Genomic DNA, 20,371 nt, shown 5'->3' with positions numbered 1-20,371 from the left:
AGCGCGCCGCGCGGGAGCATGTCTTCTACCGCGTGACGCGCGGCGTCAGCGCGTCACGGCGCCGCCCGCGCCCGATGTCGCAGCCACATGATCCCAGCCGCCCGGCGGAATCGGCGCTTCGTTCGCCGCTGAGTCAACGGATCGCGGTCGGAACGACTCGACCGCCGCCTTCGCGATCGCGAGATTGTCGCCCAGAGCCTTCGCCACCTCGTCGCGCTTCACGCCCGCGTCCTGATCGCCCTGGGCGGCTGCGAGAGCGAACCACTTGTAGGCGTCGACCAGATCGCGCTTGCCGCCGAGGCCGCGCGCGCACAGCACCGCGAGATTGTATTCGCTGTCGACCAGCCCGCGCTCGGCCGCCATCCGGAACCAGGTAGCGGCGGCGGTGAAGTCGGGCTTGCCGAGGCCGCCCTCGGCCTGGATGACGCCGAGATTGTGCATGGCGCGGACGTTGCCGGAGGCGGCCGCCCGCTCGTACCAGCGGCGCGCGGTCAGGATGTCCCGCGACACGCCTGAGCCCTTCTCGTAGAGGCTGCCGAGCCGGTGCTGAGCGGGCGCGAGGCCCTGCGCCGCGGCCTTCTCCAGCCAGACGGCGGCCGCGGCCGGGTTCGCCGGAACGTTGCGGCCGGCCAGCAGCCGGTCGGCGACCTCGAGCTGCGCGGCCGGGTCGCCCGAGATCGCGCGGAAGCGCAGGGTCGAACCGCCGATCGCATCCGGCAGGCCCTGGGAGTTCGGCGTCCCCAGAGACCCGGTGACGAGCGGCTCGGCGTTCCTCCAGTCAACTTTCGCCTGCGAATAGCCGGCGGCCTTCCCGAACGCGAAGTCGGTGAGGTCGGTCTGCCTGGCGCGCGGCGCCGTCAGTTCGGCGACCGGCCTCGAGGCGGGCTCGGCGGCGTCTGAGCGTTTGTCGGAGGCCGACGGCGGAGCAGCCGGGGTCTCCGGCTCGGCCGGCGGCGCCGCGGGCTCAGCCGGGGCTTCCGATGTGGAACCCTGCGCCGGCGCCTGGTCCGGCGTCGCGGCGGCTGCCGGGGCCTCGGAGGTCGGAGCCGCGGAGGTCGGAGCCTCGCTCGCCGGCGCGGGGGCGATTTCCTCTTCGCCGCCCGTCATGCCGCTTGCGGCATAGAGGGCCGCGAGCACGATGAGGGTGGCGGCGACGCCGATGAGCAGCGGACGCTTGCGCGCCTTGAGAGCCGTGAACAGTCCGGCGAAGCGGGAGGGCGACGATTCGCCGGAGGCGGCCGTCAGCATCCGCGCGTCGTCGAGAGCCTCCTCGGCGACGGACTGGCTCTGCGCCCGGCGGGCGGCCGCGACCAGAGCGGCGACAGTCTGGGCGGCGGATGACTGGCCGGCGGAGTCCGGCCGGACCTGGGGGGCGCTGCCGGGCTCCAGCGGGAAGTCGGGCGCGAGATCGGCGATCGGCTGGAACGCCGGAGCGTCAGGCTCGGTCCGCTCCCGCCGGGAGGCCGTCCGCGCGAGTTCGCCGGCGGCGATTTCGGCGCTCGCGCGGCGCGCGGCGGCGCGGGCCGCTTCGACGTTGTCGATCGCGGGCGCAGGCGCCGGGCCGGGCCGCTCGTCGGACGGGGCGGCCGCGAAGGGACGCTCCTCCGGCTCGAGGCGCAGCGGCGCTGCGGGCGCACCGGATTCGACCCGCTCCAGCAGCCGCTCGAGCGTCAGGCGGACCGCGTCGAGCGCATCGGCGGCGCGGCGCTCGGACTGGGCGGAGGCGTTGCGCAATTCTGCGAGCGCCTGCGCGACCTCGCTCGCCGTTCCATTCGCGGACGCGGCGGCGGACGCTTCGCGGGCGGCGCTCGCCGCCGTCTGCGCGGCGTCGATCCCGAGATTGGCGCAGCTCTGTTCGATGCGGGAGGCGAGCCCTGCGAAGGCGGCGTTGAGGTCGTCGAGCCGCCCATCATGGCGATCGAGCCCTTCGACCAGACGGTTGACCTGCGCCTCGATCTCGGCCGGCGTCCCGAACGTTGCGCCAGCGGCGCGGCCAGCGAGCAATTCCTCGGCGATCGAACGGACGGCCTCCTCGACCCGGTCGAACGACGCGCCGCGGGCGCGGGTCGCCGCGGCGATGTCGTCCATACGCTCGCCGAGGCCGTCGATCTTGCCCGCGAAAGCCTCGACGATCTCGGCCGAGGCCGGGCGCGCCTGCGAGGCGACGCCAGCGGTCAGCGTCTCGAGCTGGCGGCCAAGCGCGTCGATCTTCTCCGGCGCCAGCGAGATCGCGGCGATCTTGCCATCGATGGCATCGACCTTGCCCGCGAGCTCCTTCAGCGCTGCGGCGGGCTGCAGCGGCGGACGCGCCTTCAGGCCTTCGGTCAGGGCCTCGATCTGGCGGCTGAGGTCGGCCATCGTCATCGCGCTCGGCAGACCGTCGAGCTCGCCGCGGATCGCGTCGTTCGCACGCTGGAGTTCGTCGCCCTGGACGCGCGCCGCCGCGGCGATCGCGTCGATCTTGCCGTCGAGCACGTCGACCTTGCCGGTGAGGTTCTCCACCGCCGCGCGCGCCGGGGTCGCCGCGTGCTCGTGAGCGTCGAGCCGGGCGACGACCGACTGGATCTCGGCGGCGAGCCCGTCAACCGCCTCGATGCGCGGGAACCGGTCCAGCTCCTTGCGGATCTCGTCGATGCGGCCTGCGAGCGCCTCGACCGCCTTGGCGTTGCGGGGCCCGAGCGCGTCGAGGCGTTCGGATATCGCGTTCAATTCGTCCGAGAGCCCTACGATCGTCTGCGGGGTCGCGGCGTCGCCCCGCATGCGGTCGACCTCGCCGACGAGCGAGTCGATCGCCCGCAACGAGTCGGAGTCGATGCCGGCCGGCGCGCTTTCGCCGAGACGACGCGACAGAGCCGACATTTCATGGATGAGGCCGTCGATCTCGGCGCGGGTCGGCAGGTCGCCGATCGCTTGGCCGAGCCGATCGATCTCGGCCTTGAGGCCCTTGAGAATGGCCGGGTCGAGCATGGCGGGCGCAGCCGGCTCGATGCTCGGGCTCCGCTCCTTCGGCGCGGGCGTCCAAGCGCGGAGGACCTCGGTTTTCGCGTCCTCGGCGTCGAGCGCCTTCTGACGCGCGGCGATCTCGGCGAGAGCCGCGCGGAGCGAGGCGATCGGGGGTTTCTCCGCGGTGGTGGCCAGAGAGTCGGGGGTTCCGAGCGGCGCCGATGCAGGAGCCGGGCGCGGCTGCTCGGTCAGCGTCCTTGCGAATGCGGTAAGCCGGGCCTCGACCTCGGGCGGCGCGTCGTCGCGAGTCGCGGGGGCGACGTCCATGACCGGCGCGGCCGGCTCCTCGGCCGGCGCCTGCGGCGTCCTGGCGCTCTCCGCCCAGCGGGCGAGCCCCTGAAGCGCGCGGGCCAGCCCGTCGTCGGCGTCGCCGCCGCGTTCCGCCAGCATGCTCACCAGACGCTCGAGCTCCGCTGGCGCGGGATCGCCGGCTTTCCGCGATGCGGCGAGCCGCTCCGAAAGAGAAGCCAGGGGACGATCCTCGCCGCCGTCCTGCGGGCTGTGATAGTCCTTGCGGCCCCTGGGATCGCTCACGCTCATTGACCCATCCCGAGCGCCGACGCCTTGAGGTGGCGAGGGCTTAAAAGATCCTTGAAGGCGCTGCTTCGCCTCCAGTCACTTTTGATGTTTAGGGTAAACAAGCCGTTAACGTGCATTAACGCGGATAACGCAATCTTAGCGAAAGTTACCCCGTCGTTACCTCATCGTCGCAGCCCGAACCAACCGGGCTGACCTGTCTGAAACTCCTCCGATCATACGGCTCTCCGAATGACGCTGACGCCTGACCGCAGACGTGCGCCCGCGCGCGGACCCCTCGCAACCTACCGCCGGACCATCGGCCTCCTCGGTCCCGAAAGACCCCTCGCCGCCTGGCTCGCGATCGGAAACGTGGGACTGGCGGTCGCCGCCTTCGCCGAACCGGTGCTGTTCGGCCGCATCATCGACCGCCTGACCCACAGCCGCGACGGCGTCCTTGCGATCGCGGCCCTCTGGGCCGCGCTGGCGCTCGCGGCGATCGCGGGCCGCGTTCTCGTCGGCCTTCACGCCGACAGGATGTCGCATCGCCGCAGGCTCGCGGTGATGACGGACGCCTTCGGCCATGCGCTCTCGCTGCCGCTCAGCTTCCACCGCCGCACCCATTCGGGCCGCATCGTCAAGACCTTGACCGTCGGCTCGAACGCGCTCGCCGACGTGCTGCTCACCTTCTTCCGATCAGGCTGCGCGACGCTCGTCGGGCTCGTCGCCCTGCTTCCGGCGAGCCTCGCGCTGAACGTTCCGCTCGGTCTCATCCTGATCGGGCTGGTGGTGATTTTCGGCCTCGCGATCACCGTCCTGCTCCGGAAGACCCAGACCGAACAGGAAGACATCGAGAGCTTCCACTCCGACCTCGCCCAGCGCGCCGCAGACGCTGTCGGCCAGGTCGCCGTCGTCCAGAGCTTCGCCCGCGTCAAAGCGGAGATGGCTGGCCTCTCGGCGGTCATGCAGCGCCTGCTCGACGTCCAGATGCCGGTGCTGTCGCTCTGGGCCTACGCCGCAGCCGCGACGCCCGCCGCCGGCACGCTGACGGTGCTCGGCGTCGTGCTGGCGGGCGCGGCGCTGAACGCGCAGGGGCTCGCGAGCGTCGGCGACATCGTGACCTTCGCGGCGCTCGCGACGCTGGTCATCGGCCGGCTCGGCGAGGCCGTCTCGCTCGTCAACATGCTGCTGCTGAACGCTCCGAAGCTCGGCGACCTGCTCGACCTGCTGGACGCCTCGCCCGACGTCGCGGACCTCCCGGACGCGCGCGATCCCGGCCGTGTGCAGGGCCGCGTGACCTTCGACCACGTCTCGTTCTCCTACGAACCGGGCAGATCCACGCTGACCGACGTCGCTTTCGAGGCGCAGCCCGGCGAGACCGTCGCGCTCGTCGGCGCGACCGGCTCGGGCAAGTCGACCTGCCTCGCGCTGCTCCACCGCGCCTTCGATCCGCAGACGGGGCGGGTCCTGCTCGACGGTATGGACATCCGCGACATGACGCTCGACGGACTGCGCCGGAACGTCGGCGTCGTGTTCCAGGAGCCTATGCTGTTCGCGCGCACGATCGCCGACAACCTGCGCGTCGGAAGGCCCGACGCAAGCGAGGCCGACATGGCGGCGGCCTGCGAGCAGGCGCAGGTGATGGATGTGATCCGCCGTCTGCCGGAGGGCTTCGACACGCCGCTCGGCGAGCGGGGCGCATCGCTTTCCGGCGGCGAGCGCCAGCGGCTGGCCATCGCCCGGGCGCTGCTGAAGGACCCGCCGATCCTGGTGCTCGACGAGGCGACCAGCGCGCTCGACGCCGGCACGGAGACGCGGGTGCAGGCGGCGCTCGACGCGGCGCGCCGCGGCCGCACCACGCTCGTCATCGCGCACAGGCTCGCCACCGTCCGGAGCGCGGACCTCGTTCTTGTGTTCGAGGGCGGCCGCATCGTGGAGCGGGGAACGTTCGCCGGCCTCACGGCGGCGGGGGGCGCGTTCGCCCGTCTCGTCGCCGCGCAGGCGCTGACGACGCACGGCGGCCCGGCCCGCGGGGCCGCCGCCGTGCTCGAGAGCCGGTGATTGGCATTTGGGTCTCCAGAGAGTAAGGATCGAACACGTCCGCAGCGGCCCCAAACCGCTCCGCAACGTCGCCACGCCGCCATCAAGCACGGGTTCAGTCAGCTGATGTCGATGCCGATCCGCCGCTTTTTCGTGGCGTCGCTCCTTTCTCTCGCCCTGACCGCCGCCACCGGAGCGATGGCCAATCCCCTGATCGTGGTGGACGTGAAGACGGGAGGGGTGATCGAGGCGAACGAGGCCACGGTTCCCTGGTATCCCGCCTCGTTGACCAAGCTGATGACGACGCTCGTCGTGCTGAACGCGATCAAGAGCGGGCAAGTGACGCCGCAGACGGCGCTCACCTACAGCGCCCGCGCGCAGGCCGAGCCTCCGAGCAAGATGGGCTTCCAGGTCGGCCAGACCGTCACGATAGACGACGCGCTCAAGATGCTGATGGTTCAGTCTGCGAACGACATCGCTTTCCTGCTTGCGGAAGGCGTATCCGGCAGCGCGGAGGCCTTCGTCGTCGAGATGAACCGCACGGCGCGCCAGATCGGCATGACGAACACCAACTTCGTCAACCCGAACGGCCTTCCGGTGAAGCCCGGCCCGGATCTCCAGCGCACCACCGCCCGCGACATGGCGGTGCTCGCGGTCACGCTGCTCAGAACGTACCCGGAATATGCGCAGCTGTTCAGGATCGACGCGATCGAGATCGGCAACCGCATCTTGCGCAACCACAACGGGCTGCTCGGCCGCTATCCGGAGGCCGATGGCATGAAGACCGGCTACACCTGCTCCGCCGGCTTCAACGTGGTCGCGAGCGCGACGCGAGGCCAGCGGCAGCTCGTGACGGTCGTCCTCGGCGCCGAAACCCCCATAAGACGTTCCGAAACCGCAATCGACGCTTTCGAACGCGGCTTCCAGGCGACCTCCGCGCGGACGACGCTCGGCGCGTTGCCCAACGTCACCGCCGCGTTCACCACCGACCTTCGCGAGCAGATGTGCGGCAAGGCGGCCGTCAAGGCCCGGATCGCGCGCGCGAAGCTCTCGCCGGATCAGCACCCGTGGCGCGATCGCCTGATGGCGAAGACGGTCGTGTCTCCGCTGCAGGTCTATGCGACTGCGGCGCCGGGCGAACCAAAGGTCGCGGCCCAGCCGAGCGGAGTCGACGAGGACGCGCCCGCATTCGCGCCGACGCCGGGCACGGCGCCGGCGATCGCAGGCCAGACAGTGAGGCCCGGCTCCGCGAAGGTGCGATCGCTGAAGGCTTCCAAGAGCGCGACAGCCAAGTCGAAGGGCGCGAAGACCGCCGAAAAGACGGGAAAGACCGGCCGCGTCAAAATTGACCTGAAGCCTTCGGCCGACGCCTCGGCGGCGAACGGCGCGCAACCTGTGCCTGGCTCGATCTACCGCAGTGCGACGCCGGCTGACGGCAAGTCCGCGTTCTGACGCTCGGCGCGTCGCGCTCGCCATGACCTTGAGACAGCCCGAGCCGATTCCCTTCACCCTGCTCACCGGGTTCCTCGGCGCAGGAAAGACCACGCTGCTGAACCGGTTGCTGCGCGACCCTGCGCTCGCCGAGGCCGCGGTTGTCGTCAACGAGGCCGGCGAGATCGGCGTCGATCACCTCCTCGTCGAACACGTGGCCGAGGGCGTCGTCGCACTCGCCGGCGGCTGTCTCTGCTGTTCGCTCCGCGGCGACTTGATCACGACCCTCGAAGACCTGCTGCGCGCGCGCGATAACGGGCGTGTTCCGCCGTTCCAAAGACTGGTGCTCGAGACGAGCGGACTCGCCGATCCCGCGCCGATCCTCCAGACGCTCACCCTGCACCGCTACCTCGCGATGCGCTATCGGCTGGAGAGCGTCGTCACTGTGATCGACGCCGTTACGGGTCCTGAGACGATCGCGGCGCACCCGGAAGCGGCGCGACAGGCGGCGATGGCCGACCATATCGTGCTCTCGAAGACGGACCTCGCGACTCCTGAACAGCGTCTCCTTACGGAAACGCTCCTCCGACGCCTAGCACCTGCAGCGATCGTCCAGGATGTGCGAACGCTCGACATCGCTGCGCTTCTCGCGCCCTCGGTTGTCGCGCGTGCAGAATTTGAGCCGCTCGTCGAGGGTCATGGCGCCATACGGACGGTGATGCTCACGAGCGAGGCTCCCCTGACGCGCGCCTCATATGACCTGTTCGTCGAGCTGCTGCGCTCGGCGCACGCCCCGAAGCTGCTGAGGCTGAAGGGACTCGTGAAGATCGTCGAGGAACCCGACCGTCCGCTCGTGGTCCAGGGCGTGCGTCACGTGTTCGCAGAACCGCGCTTTCTGGATCGCTGGCCCGATGACGATCGCCGAACACGGCTCATCGCGATCGGCGAGGGGCTGCCGACCGAACTGCTGGCGGGCCTCTACGCCGCCTTCGCCGGGCGAGTCGCGCCGGACCAGCCGGACCGCGCCGCATTGCTCGAAAGCCCGCTCACGCCTCGTGGCGGCGGCCTGATGGGATAGCGGTCACGCAGGGGTAAATGGCTCTGGACATCGCGCGGTCGCGCGGGTTGTTTCAGTCGCGCGAGAACAAGGACGTACGCCCCGCGGAAGCGGCGAAGCGCACGCGGCGAGGGACGGAATGACCGAGGGGTCGAGACTGACGCGGGAGTTCGCCTTCCTGAGGGGCGCGCTGCGGGCGCTTCGGGCGACGACCCATATCGGCCGCAACCGCACCCGAGTCTTCCCGCAGGTCATCGCGGAGCTCGCGCTGCGCCACAAGGGCCGCGTCGCGCTGATTTCGGAGCGCGAGACCTTCACCTACAGCCAGCTGGACGCCCGGGCGAACGCCTACGCCCGCTGGGCCCGGAGGAACGGAGTGGGCAAGGGCGACGTCGTCGCGCTGATGATGCTCAACCGTCCGGACTATCTCGCTTTCTGGGTGGGCGTGACGAGGATCGGAGGCGTCGTCGCCTTGCTCAACACCAACCTGGCGGGTTCGGCGCTTGCGCATTGCGTGTCGATCGTCAGGCCGAAGCATGTGGTCGTCGCAGCCGAGCTCGAGGGCGCCTATCTCTCAGCCGACGGCCTCGTCGCGTCGTCTCCGCCACCCGCCGTCTGGCTCCACGGGCCGGGATCGGGGCGTTGGCCGCGGATCGACCTGGAGGTCGACGCGACGTCGGGCGCGGCGCTCGCCGGGTTGCCCGAGCTGACGATCGAGGACCGGGCGCTTTTCATCTATACGAGCGGCACCACGGGAATGCCGAAGGCCGCGAACATCAACCATTACAGGTTAATGTCGATCAGCCACGGCTTTTACGGCGCGATGGGAATCCGCGCGAGCGACCGGATGTTCGACTGTCTGCCGATGTACCACACGGCGGGCGGAGTAATCGCCGCGGGAAGCCCGCTGATCGCCGGAGCCTCGGTCGTGATCCGCGAGAAATTTCAGGCCCGACGGTTCTGGGACGACGTCGTCTCAAGCGATTGCACGCTGGCGCAGTATATCGGGGAGCTTTGCCGCTATCTCGTTCATACGCCGGAATGCGAGGCCGAGAAGCGGCATAGGCTCCGGCTCGTCTGCGGCAACGGCCTGCGGCCGGACGTCTGGCCCGAATTCGTCAAGCGCTTCCGAATTCCGACGATTCTCGAGTGGTACGCTGCGACCGAAGGGAACGTTGCGGTGTTCAACTTCGATGGGACGCCGGGGTCCGTCGGCCGTGTTCCCGGATACATGCGGAGTAGATTCCCAGTTAAGATCGTGCAATTCGACGTCGAGGCGGGCGAAGCCGTGCGGGGGCCCGACGGATTGTGCGTCGAATGCGCGCCGGGCGAGGTCGGCGAGCCCGTCGGCCTCATCCTGAACGACCCGGCGAAACCCTCCGCGCGGTTCGAGGGCTACGCCGACCCCGAGGCGACCCGCTGCAAGATCCTCGCCGACGCCTTCAAGCCCGGTGATCGCTGGTTCCGCACCGGCGACCTGATGCGGCAGGACGAACGGGGCTACTTCTACTTCGTCGACCGCATCGGGGACACCTTCCGCTGGCGCGGCGAGAACGTCGCGACGTCGGAAGTCGCCGAGGCGGTTTCGACCTTCGCCGGCGTTCGCGACATCTCGGTCTATGGCGTCACCGTGCCCGGCTACGAGGGACGCGCCGGCATGGCCGTCGTGGTGCCGGAGGTCGAAGGCCTCGACCTGGAAGGCCTATACGCCCATGTCGAGCGGCATCTGCCGCCTTACGCTCGCCCGATCTTCCTGAGGATCGCCGCGGAGATCGACGTGACCGGGACGCTGAAGCAGCGCAAGGTCGAACTTGGACAGGAGGGCTTCGATCCTGCCCGGACCGGCGACGCGCTCTACTTCGCGGATCCTCGGAGCAGAGGCTACGCGCCGCTCGACGCCGCGCTGTTCGAAGACATCAAATCGCGGCGGGTGCGGCTCTAGAAGCATAGCGACCGCCCTCCTCATCCCGGGCGCTCGTCTCGAAGCACGCGGCAGGCAGCGGACAACCGTCGGGAACCCTCGCGCCGGTTTTACAAGCCCTCGCCAAGCAGATCGCCCAGTTTTTCGGGGATTACGCTTCAGTTTCGTTTACGGTGTTCCCGAACCCATCCTTAAGCGAACTCGGATAGTCCTCTGCGCATACGATGAGGGCCAGATCTCAGATGAGCATGGACGTCAGCACGCCTTACAGCGCTGCGCATGCCAGGCGCGTCAGCGGTCTGACACGGCTGGCGCAGCGGGCGCGCAGGCTGATCGCCGACCGCTCGGACACCGCGATCGCGAAGAAGGTCGCAGGCGGTGCGTTCCTGATCCGCGTCGTCAACGCCGGCATCGCGTTCCTGTCGCAGATCCTGCTCGCGCGCTGGATGGGCGAAAGCGAATACGGCGTCTACGTCTATGTCTGGACCTGGGTTCTGCTGCTCGGCGGCCTCACAAGCTTCGGCCTGGCCTCTGCGCCCCAGCGCTTCATTCCGGAATACGCCGACAGCGAAGACAACCGCCTGCTCCGCGGCTTTCTCCTCGGCAGCCGCCTAATGGCGATGGCGACCTCCACTTTCATCGCCGGGATCGGCCTTCTTGGCGTGTGGCTGTTCTCGGATCACCTGCAGAACTGGGCCCTCGTTCCGCTTTACCTCGCCTTCTTCTGCGTGCCGCTCTACGTGCTGACCGACGTTCAGGACGGCATCGCACGCTCGCACAACTGGATCGACATCGCCCTGGGCCCGGCCTTTTTCGTGCGGCCCCTGCTCATCCTGCTGCTGCTCGGCGCGCTCAGCTACGACCGCTTCACGCCGAACGCGACCACCGCGATGGCCGCCACGATCGTGGCCACATGGGCCACAGCGATCGCCCAGCTCGTGATGCTCGAGCGGCGGCTCTCCAAGAAGGTGCCGCGCGGGCCGCGCGCCTACGCGCCGATGACCTGGATGAAGGTGTCGCTGCCGATCTTCATGGTCGAAGGCTTCTACCTGCTGCTCGCCTACACCGACGTGCTGGTGCTCTCCGCCTTCCGCCCTTCCGAGGAGGTCGGCGTCTACTACGCCGCCGTCAAGGTGATGTCGCTCGTCGCCTTCGTGTCGTTCTCGGTGTCGGCGGCAGTCGCTCACCGCTTCACCGAATACGCGGTCGCGGGCGAACATGAGCGGCTGTCGACAATGGTCCGGGACGCGGCGCGATGGACGTTCTGGCCCTCGCTCGGCGGCGCCGCGATCGTCCTCGCGCTCGGCTGGCCGATCCTTTGGCTGTTCGGGGAGGCCTTCACAAAGGGCTATCCGCTGCTCTTCGTCATCGCCGTCGGGCTGCTCGCGCGGGCGAGCGTCGGGCCGCTGGAACGGCTGCTCAACATGCTGGGACAGCAGAACCTGTGCGCCTCCGTCTATGGCGGCGCCTTCGCGCTCAACGTCGCGCTCTGCTTCGTCTTCGTGCCCCATCTCGGAATGATGGGCGCGGCCATCGCGACTTCCATCACACTCGCCATCGAATCCGTGTTGCTTTTCCTTATCAGCCGCAGGCGTCTTGGCCTCGGCGTTCTGCCGTGGAGCTTCGGTCCCGGCGGCAGCCCAGCTGCTCCCCGCGCCGCGACCACGGCGGCGCTCGACGCCCTCGTCTCCAGCGCTTCGGCGCCATTGAAGGCGCCGCCCCCCGTCGAGGCCGCGCCGCTTCGCTTCGAACTCGTTTCGATCGAGGCTCTTTCGAAGCGGCGCGCCGCCTGGGACGATCTCGCCTCCCGCGCGCTGGAGCCGAACCTGTTCTGCGAGGCCGACTTCGCCTGCGCCGCGCGCAATCTAAAGACGGCGGGCGGCGTCCGCTTCGCGGTCGTCTGGGAAGACAGCGACAGCGATACGCCCCGCATGTTGGCGGCCGTCCCCGTGGAGACCCGCGGCCTGCCCCCGGTGATACCCATGCTCGCGAGCGCAAACTGGGCGTTCTTCGGCGCGCTCGGCACGCCGATGATCGACCGAAAAGATGCGACGCTCGCCGTCGAGGGCCTGTTCGACGGGCTCGCCCGACGGGGCGATGGCGTCTTCCTGTTCCGCTTCTTGCCCGAACGCGGGCCGACGGCCGACGCGATCCGCGCGGCCGCGGCGTTCACCGGCCGCTCGATCAACCGTATCGACGGCCACGATCGCGCGATGCTGCGCACGGCGATGTCGGCCGAGGCGTACCTGACCGAATCGCTGTCTTCGAAGAAGCTGAAGGAGCTGCGCCGCCAGCTCCGCCGGCTCGGCGACGACGCGCCAGTCGTCTTCCATGAACGTCGCTCGCCTGAAGAGGTCGCTGTGGCGCTTGAACGCTTCCTCGATCTCGAAGCGCTTGGGTGGAAGGGTGAAAACGGGTCCGCCATGCGCCGCCACGGCGACCAGACGGCCTTTGTCCGCGGTCTGTTCTCGGCCCGTTCAGCGAAGGGTGAGGCCCGCGTGTTGGAGCTGTTCGTCGGGGACGACCTCGTCGCCTCCGGGCTGGTGCTGACCAGCGGCCGGCAGGCCTGGTTCTACAAGATCGCCTATGACGAGCGTCACTCGAAATGCTCGCCTGGCGTGCAGCTCACCATCGAGCTTACAAGGCGCCTGATCGAGGACCCCTCGATCGACATGGTCGATTCGACCGCGATCGCGAACCATCCGATGATCGACCACATCTGGCGCGAGCGGCTGGCGCTCGGCGACTGGATGATCGCCGTAAGGCCCCGAAACGTCGCGCTCGTCGCGATCGCCGGCCTCGCCGAGACCTCGCGGCGACGCGCCCGCGCGCTTGTCCGCGACATGTATCACCGCCTGAAGGACCGTCAGTCATGACCGCACATATCAGAGCAGACGCCGCCGAGCTCGCCGCCAACTACCCGCTCCGCCATTTCCGCATCCAGCACGACCTCGTCTCGAACCCGCTGCTGCAGCTGCCGCGGCTGATCGAGCTCACCAAGGAGCTGGAGAAGGACCGTATCGAGTACAATTCCGGGAAGGTCTCGGTGAACCAGAAGGCGGAGGAGACGCCGCTCGTCGACCTTCCGCCCGAGGAGGTCGTCGCCAAGATCGAGACCGCCGGCGCCTGGATGGTCCTTAAGCGCGTCGAGACCGTGCCGGCCTATCGCGCGATGATGGAGGAGGCCCTGCTCTCCATCGCGAAGCAGCTTGGCCACACGAGCCTCGACGGCGCGAGTTTCAAGGACATCGAGGGCTACATCTTCGTGTCCTCGGCGAACTCGACCACGCCCTTCCATTGCGACAACGAGGACAATTTCTTCGTCCAGATCCACGGACCGAAGTTCTTCCATCTGTTCGACAACGAGGACCGCTCGCTGGTCTCCGAGGAGATGCTCGAAAGCGCGCCGTCGAAGCATCGCAACCTGCCCTATCAGGAGAGCTTCGAGGCGCGCGCCAAGGTCTACGACCTGAAGCCCGGCGAAGGCGTGTTCGTGCCCTACCAGGTGCCGCACTGGGTGCGCACGGGCGACAGCTATTCGATCTCGATGGCGATCACCTGGCGTTCCGCGGATGTGGTGCGTCGGAACAAGCTGATCTTCATGAACGCATGGCTGCGCGAGAAGGGCTTCGCGCAGGCCGCGCCTGGCCAGAAGCCTGCTCTCGACGGCATGAAGGTCGCGGCCTACACCGCCGCCCGCGCGATGCTGGAGCCGCTGCGCCGCAACGAGTCGATGCGCCGCTTCCTGCGCGGCGTCGTGTTCGGCAAGAAAGCGAACTATTTCTACGAGGCCCAGAAGGCGGCCGAGCAGAAGAAGGCCGCGTGAAACGGTTACTCCCGCTCCCTGAGCGCCCGCCGGATCAGCTTGCCGGTCGTCGTCAGCGGCAGCTCGTCGACGAATGCGATCTCACGCGGGTATTCATGTGCGGAGAGCCTCACGCGCACGAAGCGGCGAAGTTCGTCCGCAAGCGCCGCATCGCCGGTGACGTCAGGCTTTAGCTGGACATAGGCCTTCACAATCTCGGTGCGCAAGGCGTCAGGCTTACCGACGGCTGCGGCGAGCGCGACCGCGGGATGGCGTGCGAGGCACTCCTCGATGTCGCCGGGGCCGATGCGGTAGCCGGACGAGGTGATGACGTCGTCGTCGCGGCCGACGAACCGAAAATAGCCGTCGCCATCCATAATCGCCTGGTCGCCGGTCGTCAGCCAGTCGCCCCGGAACTTCGCCTCCGTCGCCTCGGGCTGATTCCAGTAGCGCAGGAACATCACGGGGTCCGGCCGCCGGACGCAGATCTCGCCCGGCTCGCCAACAGCCGTAGGCTCGCCATCGGGCGAGAACAGCGAGACCTCGTGGCCGGGCGCAGGCTTGCCGGTGAAGCCCGGCCGGGAGACGCCGAGCGCGGCCGCCGACGCCAGCACGTAATTGCACTCGGTCTGTCCGTAGACCTCGTTGACCACCACGCCGAGTTCGTCACGCGCCCAGCTCCATGTCGCCTCGCCGAGCCGTTCGCCGGCCGAGACGACGCTTCTGAGACGGAGCAGGCGCTTTTCACGTGGTCGTTCGACCTGCGCCATCAGGCGAAGCGCGGTCGGGGGAATGAAGGCGTTGCGCACGCGCGCCTCATCGACCAGAGCGAAGGCGGCGTCGGGATCGAACTTCGTACGCGGACTGGCGACGACGGCGACGCCGTCATGCAGCGCTGGCATCATCAGGTTGAGCAAGCCGCCCGCCCAGGCCCAGTCCGCTGGCGTCCAGGCTCGGTCGCCGGGGCGCGGAAAGCCTTCATGGGTCATGCGAAACCCCGGCAGGTGGCCGAGCAGCACCCTTCCGCCGTGCAGCGCGCCCTTCGGCGCGCCGGTGGTGCCGGAGGTGTAGATCATCAGCGCCGGGTCGTCCGGCGTGGTGGTGGCGGTCTCGACCGCTCCGCCGGCTGCGATCAGCGTCCGGTAGCCGAGCGCATCGCCGTCCGCGCCGTCCGTCGAGACGATGACCTCAAGATCCGGGAGCGGTTCGCTGATCGCCCTCAGCGTGGCGAGCCCCGCGGCGCATGAGACGAGCGCCTTCGCGCCCGAATCCCGCAGGCGCCACGAGAGCGCGTCCGGGCCGAAGGCGAGCGCGCAGGGCACGGCGATCGCCGCCAGCCGTGACGCCGCGAGATGGCCGACGACCGCCTCGACGCCCTGCGGCAGCAGCAGCGCGACACGGTCGCCGCGTGAAACGCCGCGGTCTTCCAGCCCCGCGGCAAGCGCCAGCGAGGCGGCCCGCAGGTCGCCGTAGCTCGTGAAAACGAGCGCCTCGCCCGACCGCTTGGTCAGGACCGCCGGTCGGCCCGGCTCGGCCCGCGCCCAGCGATCGCAGATCGCTTCGGCGAGGTTGAAGCGCTCAGGGATATCCCACCGGAAGGACGCCCGGAGATCGTCATGCGCCCGGCTCATCGTGCGTTACGCGGCAAGGTGCGCGAAGGCTTTGACCACGTTCTCGTAGACCGGCCGCTTGAACGGCACGATCAGAGCCGGCAGCTCTGAAAGCCGGGTCCAGCGCCACTCCGAGAACTCCGGCTTGTGGCCGGGAGCCGAGAGGTCGATCTCGCTCTCGTCGCCGGTGAAGCGGAATGCGAACCAGAGCTGGGTCTGGCCGACGAACTTGCCGGAGCGGGTGCGTGCGAGAACATCGGGCGGGAAGTCGTAAGCGTACCACTCGGGCGCGATCGCCAACACTTCGGCCGAGCGCACGCCGGTCTCCTCGAACAGTTCGCGCCAGGCCGCTGCGAGCGGCTCCTCATTGCGGTCGACGCCGCCCTGCGGCATCTGCCACTGATACTCCAGGCGGTCCGGATCGCCGTCGCCGCGGCGGCGCTTGCCGACGAACACGAGTCCCTCCTTGTTCAGCAGCATGACGCCGACGCAGCGTCGGTAGGCCGCCGGACGCGCCTCGCCGCGCGAAGCGACGCTCACGACGGGCCCTGCGAGCCGACGGCGGCGCTCGCCGGCGCCAGAGTGACGCCTCGGTCGGCGAGGCCCGCCAGCCAGACGTCGATGCGCGTCAGGCCGAGCGGCGAAGCGTTTATCCACCCCACCGCCACCTGGCCCTGCTTCGCGGCGCGCTCGAGGTCGGCGAGAGCATCGTCGATCGCGGCGGGATCGGCCACGACGTCGATCGCCGTCGCCGGCTTGGCATGAGTGAGGCCTGCGCGCTCCGCGAGCTCCGAGAAATGGCCGTTGTCGCCCGCGGACGCCGCAGCGAACATCAGGCCGCGGCGCGCGAGTTCGATGAAGACCGGCGAGAGCGAAGCCTCGGCTTCGAGAAACTTGCCGCCGCCGAGCGGCGCGACGCCGACATAGCCTTTTGCGCGGCCAAGCGCCCAGCGAAGTCGCTCCAGATTGGCCGAGGCCGGAAGCGCGGTCAGCAAGGTCTGCGGCCCGGTGTCGTTCGAGGGATAGCCAAAGGGCTCCATCGGCGCCTGGATCAGCACTTCATGGCCCGCTCCGCGCGCCTTGGCGACGAGATCGGCGACGTCCTGCCCATAGGGCGAGAACGCGAAGGTGACGGCGCCGGGAAGGCTCCGGATCGCCGAAAGCGTCGCGTCCCGACCGACGCCGAGCCCCGCGACGATCAGCGCGACGCGGGGCGCGCCAGCGGCGCCCGGGCTTGGCCGGGCATAGACGTCGAGCGGCCGGCGCCCGTCCGGCGCGACGCGCGGCAGCGGCCCGTAGGCGCTGTCCTCGAGCATCGCGGTCTGCGCTTCCTTCGCCGGGGCGGAGGCGTCCTCGGCGGCGTCCTCCCCGCCCGGCAGGCGGATGATGACGGGGCCTGATTTCGGCAGCGGCTCTCCGGGGCGCACGACCGGGATTCCATTACGGGAGGACGCGACCGCAGGCGCGGCGGCGTAGCCGGCCGTAGTCGCAGGCGTCGCGGCGACGGACCGCACGACATGACGCTGGATGACGGCGGTCGCCACCGGCTCGCCGCCAAGCGGATCCTTCACGAGAAGCGCCCAGAACCCGATCAGGGCGAGCGACGCGCCGACGGCGAAGGCTGCGATCATCGAGGCGTCGTAACGCGGCGGCCGGCCAGGCTTGCGGCCGGAGCGCGCCGTCATCGGCTTTTCGAGGTCGTGCCCTATCATGCAAAATCCCGCCCGATCGTTCGGACCCTAGCGGATTCGCGAAGCGGCCGCCGAAGAACTTGCGTTCCCGGCGGCCGGAGAAGAGGCGGAACGTCGGAGCGTCAGTTCGCGCTCGTCTTGCCCTGAGGCGGGAAGTTGGCGTTGGACTGGATGCCGTGCATCAGGTCGAACGCATAGTTCAACTGCTTGTCGTCCTTGCGGTCCGGCGGGATGTAGGCCGAGGAGCCGCCCTGTTCTTCGTCGCCGTTCTTGAGGTGGCCCTTCAATCCGGCTTCGCCCTTGGTGTCGAAGTCCTTGTCCTTCAGGTCGGCCGGAATTTCCTCGTTCACCTCGATGTCCGGGATGATGCCCTTGGCCTGAATCGACTTGCCCGACGGCGTGTAGTAGCGCGCGGTGGTCAGGCGGATCGCGCCGTTGCTGCCGAGCGGGATGATGGTCTGCACCGAACCCTTGCCGAAGGAGCGCGTGCCGAGGATGGTCGCGCGCTTCTGGTCCTGCAGGGCGCCGGCGACGATCTCGGACGCCGAGGCGGAGCCGCCATTCGTCAGCACGATCACGGGCTTGCCCTTGGCCAGATCGCCGGGCCTCGCGTTGAAGCGCTGCGACTCGTCAGGATTCCGGCCGCGGGTCGAGACGATTTCGCCACGCTCCAGGAACGCGTCGGAGACCGCGATCGCCTGGTCGAGCAAGCCGCCCGGATTGTTGCGCAGGTCGATGACGAAGCCCTTGAGCTTGTCGGCCGGAACCTTGTCCTCGATTGCGTCGATGCCCTTGCTCAGGCCCTCGAAGGTGGTCGCATTGAACTGGCTGACGCGGATGTAGCCGATGTCGTCGCTCGCGACTTCCCACTTCACCGAGTCGAGCTTGATCTTGTCGCGGACCAGCTTGACCTCGAGGGGCTTGTCCTGGCCTTCGCGCTTGATCGTGAGCGTGATCGGCGTGTTGATCGGCCCGCGCATCTTGTCGACCGCCTGCTCGAGGGTCAGGCCTTCGACCGGCTGGCCGTCGAGCGCCGTGATGACGTCCTTCGCCATGATGCCGGCCCGAGCGGCCGGCGTGTCGTCGATCGCGCCTTCGACGCGGATCGCGTTCTCAAACATCTGAACCTTGATGCCGAGCCCGCCGAATTCGCCGTCCGTGTTGGTGCGCATCTCCTTGAACGCCTTGGCGTCCATGTAGCTGGAATGCGGATCGAGGCTCGAAAGCATGCCGTTGATGGCGTTCTCGACGAGCTTGCCGTCGTCCGGCTTCTCGACATAGTCGGAGCGGACGCGCTCGAACACGTCGCCGAACAGATTGAGCTGGCGGTAGGTGTCGGCGGCGCCGGCGGCCTCGGCCACGGAGCCGAAGAACGTCCGGGGCTGCAGCGCCATTCCGGCCGCGGAAGCGCCAAACACGGCGCCGAACAGGACCAGGGAAACCTTACGCATCAGCCGCCTGCCTTTTCGCCTGAAGTACCGGCCCACCAGGGCGACGGGTCGATCGATCCGCGATCCTTGCGGAACTCGACGTAGAGCACGGGTCGCGCTGAAGCGGAAGGGGAACCCGCGTCCCCGGACGCCGCAGCGCCGCCCTGCATCGCCGCAACCGGCTCGCCTGCAAGGACGAACTGATTCAGCGCGACGTTAATCCGCTCCATTCCCGCGAGCACGACATAATAGCCGCCGCCGGCGTTCAGGATCAAGACTTGCCGATAGGAGCGGAACGGACCGGCGTAGACCACCCAGCTGTCGCAAGGGGCGGTCACGGTCGCGCCGGGCGAGGCCGCGATCGATATCCCCTGCTCCGCGAGGCCGGCGCCGTTGGTTTGTCCGAAGTCGAGGACGCGATTGCCGGAGACCGGCATCGACAGCATGCCCCGGGCCTTTTCGAACGGTATCGCGGGCGCCAGGCGCGCGGCGTCATGCAGCGCCGCCATGTCGACCTTGCCAGATTGATCGGGAGGCGGCGCCTGCTTCGCGGCGTCGGCGGCGGCGCGCGCCTGCTGCTGTTCCATCTTCGAGATCAATGTTTCGAGATCGCCGACGTTCCGCGCGATCAATCCGGCCTTGTCGCCTTCCGAGGTCAGTTCGGCCTGCTGCTGGCCAAGCTGGCGCTGGCGTTCGTCGACCAGCGCGGTGAGCCGCTCTCGCTCGGCGCCGAGCCCCTCCATCTCATGGGCGAGCGCATCGCGCTCCCCAGTCAGCATGCCCTTGAGCCGCGCCATCTCACGCAGATCGGAGGCCAGCGCCTCGGCTTCCGCGCGCATGTCTGGCACAACGGCGCCGAGCAGGATGGCGGACCGGATGGCTTCGAGCGCGTCGTTCGGACGGACGAGCAGCGCGGGCGGCGGCTGCCGTCCCATGCGCTGGAGGGCCGCGATCACATCTGCGAGAACGCCGCGGCGCGCCACCAGCGAGGCCTTCAGCTGGCGCTCCGACTCCGCGAGATCGGCGATTCGTTTCTCGCGGTCCTGCACCGCAGGTTCTTTTTCACGAAGCGCGGCGGCGGTGTCGATCAGCGCGGTCTGCAGCTTGCCGCGTTCGCCCTTCAGCGCCTCGATCTCCGCCGCCAGCCGTTCGCGCCGCTCTTGCGTCGCCTTGAGGTTCTCCCGGGCGATCTCGAGCGCCTTCCGTTGCTCGGCGGCGGGATCTGGCGCAGGCGCGGCTTCCTCCGCCCTGGCGGCCGCGGCGCCGGCCAAAGCAAGACAGAGCAACAGCGTGCGAAGCGAAGCGCGCATCATCGCGTTATTTGAAGCGCGCGCCGTTAAGGGTTCGTCAACCACGCCGGTCAGGGAGAAGGCGCGCGGCGGCCTCAACTGCGATGGTAGGGGTGCCCCGCAAGAATGGTGGCGGCGCGATAGAGCTGTTCGGCGAGCAGGATACGCACGATCTGGTGAGGCCACGTCATCGCGCCGAAGGCGAGCCGCCCGTCCGCCGCCGCCAGGAAATCAATCGCGAGCCCGTCCGCGCCGCCGATCACGAAGGCGACGCCGGCCGCTCCGTCGTCGCGGCGGCGGCCGAGATCGCTTGCGAAAGCCTCGCTGGACATGGTGCGGCCGCCCTCGTCCAAGGCAATGACCGCGAGCTTCGTCCCGATCGCCGTTCGAAGGGCCGTCGCTTCGTCGCGCTTGCGCTCGTCGGGACGACGTCCGCGGGCCTCGTCGAGTTCGATGATCTCCGGCGCATCGACGCCGAGGCCGCGTCCGATCTGGCCGGTGCGCTCGACATAGCGCGCCACCAGTTCACGTTCCGGCCCGGCCTTGAGCCGACCGACCGCTGCGATGACCAGGCGCAC

General features: G+C 69.1%; 13 protein-coding genes. 6 read left to right on the top strand and 7 right to left on the bottom strand.

Features of this window, described 5'->3' with window-relative positions; all coding sequences use genetic code 11:
* Positions 1–45: 45 nt before the first annotated feature.
* Positions 46–3,537, bottom strand: coding sequence for a hypothetical protein (locus tag PKE75_RS17490; protein WP_271170033.1), 3,492 nt, complete (start codon positions 3,535–3,537; stop codon positions 46–48).
* A 234-nt stretch (positions 3,538–3,771) separates the two neighbouring features.
* Here PKE75_RS17490 and PKE75_RS17485 point away from each other — a divergent pair, with 234 nt between their 5' ends.
* From PKE75_RS17485 to PKE75_RS17460, 6 genes are all read left to right on the top strand, one after another.
* Positions 3,772–5,580, top strand: a complete 1,809-nt coding sequence (locus tag PKE75_RS17485) for a glucan ABC transporter ATP-binding protein/ permease (RefSeq protein ID WP_271170032.1) — start codon at positions 3,772–3,774, stop codon at positions 5,578–5,580.
* 105 nt (positions 5,581–5,685) lie between these two features.
* A complete protein-coding gene (locus tag PKE75_RS17480) occupies positions 5,686–7,011 on the top strand; it encodes a D-alanyl-D-alanine carboxypeptidase family protein (RefSeq protein ID WP_271170031.1) in 1,326 nt (441 codons plus the stop codon).
* Positions 7,012–7,033: 22 nt separating this feature from the next.
* Complete coding sequence (locus tag PKE75_RS17475; protein ID WP_271170030.1) at positions 7,034–8,068, top strand: CobW family GTP-binding protein; 1,035 nt, start codon at positions 7,034–7,036, stop codon at positions 8,066–8,068.
* A gap of 118 nt (positions 8,069–8,186) precedes the next feature.
* Positions 8,187–9,989, top strand: a complete 1,803-nt coding sequence (locus PKE75_RS17470; protein WP_271170029.1) for a long-chain-acyl-CoA synthetase — start codon at positions 8,187–8,189, stop codon at positions 9,987–9,989.
* A 221-nt stretch (positions 9,990–10,210) separates the two neighbouring features.
* Complete coding sequence (locus PKE75_RS17465; protein WP_271170028.1) at positions 10,211–12,844, top strand: GNAT family N-acetyltransferase; 2,634 nt, start codon at positions 10,211–10,213, stop codon at positions 12,842–12,844.
* Entirely contained in the window at positions 12,841–13,794 is a 954-nt protein-coding gene (locus PKE75_RS17460) for a cupin-like domain-containing protein (RefSeq protein WP_271170027.1), read from the top strand. The genes PKE75_RS17465 and PKE75_RS17460 overlap by 4 nt, the downstream gene beginning before the upstream one ends.
* Positions 13,795–13,799: 5 nt before the next feature.
* Here PKE75_RS17460 and PKE75_RS17455 read toward each other — a convergent pair whose 3' ends face one another.
* The 6 genes from PKE75_RS17455 to rlmH all read right to left on the bottom strand — a co-directional run bounded on the left by PKE75_RS17455 (position 13,800) and on the right by rlmH (position 20,371).
* The gene (locus PKE75_RS17455) at positions 13,800–15,404 is read right to left on the bottom strand and encodes an AMP-binding protein (protein ID WP_271170026.1); all 1,605 of its coding nucleotides are present in this window, start codon (positions 15,402–15,404) and stop codon (positions 13,800–13,802) included.
* 6 nt (positions 15,405–15,410) lie between these two features.
* Positions 15,411–15,923: an RNA pyrophosphohydrolase gene (locus PKE75_RS17450; RefSeq protein ID WP_271170025.1), complete on the bottom strand. Its 513-nt coding sequence runs from the start codon at positions 15,921–15,923 to the stop codon at positions 15,411–15,413.
* Positions 15,920–17,095 (bottom strand): divergent polysaccharide deacetylase family protein, encoded by a 1,176-nt coding sequence (locus tag PKE75_RS17445; RefSeq protein ID WP_271170024.1) that lies wholly within the window; start codon positions 17,093–17,095, stop codon positions 15,920–15,922. Before PKE75_RS17445 ends, PKE75_RS17450 begins: the two co-directional genes overlap by 4 nt.
* Positions 17,096–17,196: 101 nt before the next feature.
* On the bottom strand, positions 17,197–18,525 hold the full coding sequence (locus PKE75_RS17440) for a S41 family peptidase (RefSeq protein WP_271170023.1): 1,329 nt from the start codon (positions 18,523–18,525) through the stop codon (positions 17,197–17,199).
* Positions 18,525–19,814: a murein hydrolase activator EnvC family protein gene (locus tag PKE75_RS17435; RefSeq protein WP_271170022.1), complete on the bottom strand. Its 1,290-nt coding sequence runs from the start codon at positions 19,812–19,814 to the stop codon at positions 18,525–18,527. The genes PKE75_RS17440 and PKE75_RS17435 overlap by 1 nt, the downstream gene beginning before the upstream one ends.
* A 74-nt stretch (positions 19,815–19,888) precedes the next feature.
* Complete coding sequence (gene rlmH / locus PKE75_RS17430; RefSeq protein WP_271170021.1) at positions 19,889–20,371, bottom strand: 23S rRNA (pseudouridine(1915)-N(3))-methyltransferase RlmH; 483 nt, start codon at positions 20,369–20,371, stop codon at positions 19,889–19,891.

The sequence above is a fragment of the Hansschlegelia plantiphila genome, assembly GCF_027922265.1.
Taxonomy (GTDB): domain Bacteria; phylum Pseudomonadota; class Alphaproteobacteria; order Rhizobiales; family Methylopilaceae; genus Methylopila; species Methylopila plantiphila.
The sequence above is the reverse complement of the archived record's forward strand: the minus strand, read 5'-3'. Positions and strand labels throughout refer to the sequence as shown.

What these genes read in the sequence shown, in the direction of transcription:
- PKE75_RS17485 (WP_271170032.1), top strand. Translation starts at nt 3,772, where the DNA reads ATGACGCTGACGCCTGACCGCAGACGTGCGCCCGCGCGCGGACCCCTC.
- PKE75_RS17480 (WP_271170031.1), top strand. Translation starts at nt 5,686, where the DNA reads ATGTCGATGCCGATCCGCCGCTTTTTCGTGGCGTCGCTCCTTTCTCTC.
- PKE75_RS17475 (WP_271170030.1), top strand. Translation starts at nt 7,034, where the DNA reads ATGACCTTGAGACAGCCCGAGCCGATTCCCTTCACCCTGCTCACCGGG.
- PKE75_RS17470 (WP_271170029.1), top strand. Translation starts at nt 8,187, where the DNA reads ATGACCGAGGGGTCGAGACTGACGCGGGAGTTCGCCTTCCTGAGGGGC.
- PKE75_RS17465 (WP_271170028.1), top strand. Translation starts at nt 10,211, where the DNA reads ATGAGCATGGACGTCAGCACGCCTTACAGCGCTGCGCATGCCAGGCGC.
- PKE75_RS17460 (WP_271170027.1), top strand. Translation starts at nt 12,841, where the DNA reads ATGACCGCACATATCAGAGCAGACGCCGCCGAGCTCGCCGCCAACTAC.
- PKE75_RS17455 (WP_271170026.1), bottom strand. Translation starts at nt 15,404, where the DNA reads ATGAGCCGGGCGCATGACGATCTCCGGGCGTCCTTCCGGTGGGATATC.
- PKE75_RS17445 (WP_271170024.1), bottom strand. Translation starts at nt 17,095, where the DNA reads ATGATAGGGCACGACCTCGAAAAGCCGATGACGGCGCGCTCCGGCCGC.
- PKE75_RS17440 (WP_271170023.1), bottom strand. Translation starts at nt 18,525, where the DNA reads ATGCGTAAGGTTTCCCTGGTCCTGTTCGGCGCCGTGTTTGGCGCTTCC.
- PKE75_RS17435 (WP_271170022.1), bottom strand. Translation starts at nt 19,814, where the DNA reads ATGCGCGCTTCGCTTCGCACGCTGTTGCTCTGTCTTGCTTTGGCCGGC.